A 1,008-nucleotide genomic window follows, 5' to 3' on the forward strand; every position below is an offset into this window, starting at 1 on the left:
CGGCCTGGGGTCTGCGTTCCAGTCCTTGACCCAGGCGCGGATGTCGGCTTCGAGGCTCTGGACGTTCTTGTGCGCGCCGCGGCGGATCTTCTGGTCGGCCAGAAAGCCGAACCACCGCTCGACCTGGTTGATCCACGAGGAGCCGGTCGGGGTGAAGTGCATATGAAAGCGGGGGTGCTTGGACAGCCACGTCCTGATCGCGGGCGTCTTGTGGGTGCCGTAGTTGTCACAGATGAGGTGGACCTGCAGATGCGCGGGTACCTCCTTGTCGATCTTGATCAGGAACTTCTTGAACTCCGCTGCCCGGTGCCGGCGGTGCAGGGAGCTGATGACCTCGCCGGTGGCAACGTCGAATGCAGCAAACAGCGTGGTCAGGCCGTTGCGGACGTAGTCGTGGGTGCGCCGCTCGGGCATGCCCGGCATCATCGGCAGCACCGGCTGGGACCGGTCCAGGGCCTGGATTTGGGACTTCTCGTCCACCGAGAGGACCACCGCGCCCTCGGGCGGGTTGAAGTACAGCCCGACGACGTCGTAGACCTTCTCCACGAACCACGGGTCCGTGGACAGCTTGAAGGTGTCCGTCAGGTGCGGCTTGAGCTGGAATTTCCGCCAGATCCGGCCGACGGTGGACTTCGACAGGCCGCTGTGTTCCGCCATCGACTTGCGCGACCAGTGGGTGGCGTTCTTCGGGATCTTCTCCAGCGTGGCGATCACGACCGCTTCCACCTGATCCACGCTGATGGTGGGCGGCCGGCCCGGCCGGGGCTCGTCGGCCAGGCCGTTCAGCCGCTCGGCCAGGAACCGCCGCCGCCACTTGCGGACCGTGTCCGCGGAGCTCCGCAAGTCCCGGGCCACCTGGACGATGGGCGGGATGTCAGGGCCCGCGCAGGCCAACACGATGCGCGCCCGTAACGCCAGAGCCTGAGCGGAGGTCGCCCGCCTCGTCCAGCGTTCCAGCACGGCACGCTCGTCATCCGCCAACAGCAACGGTTCCAGCTTCGGACCACG

At 66.8% G+C, this 1,008-nt stretch carries 1 protein-coding gene; it reads right to left on the bottom strand.

From position 1 onward, the window contains the following. A partial coding sequence (locus tag ACFPZI_RS34470; RefSeq protein WP_381371104.1) for an IS630 family transposase occupies positions 1-1,008 on the bottom strand: 1,008 nt, incomplete at both ends.

Source organism: Streptomyces chlorus (assembly GCF_042655885.1).
In the GTDB taxonomy this organism is placed as follows: domain Bacteria; phylum Actinomycetota; class Actinomycetes; order Streptomycetales; family Streptomycetaceae; genus Streptomyces; species Streptomyces chlorus.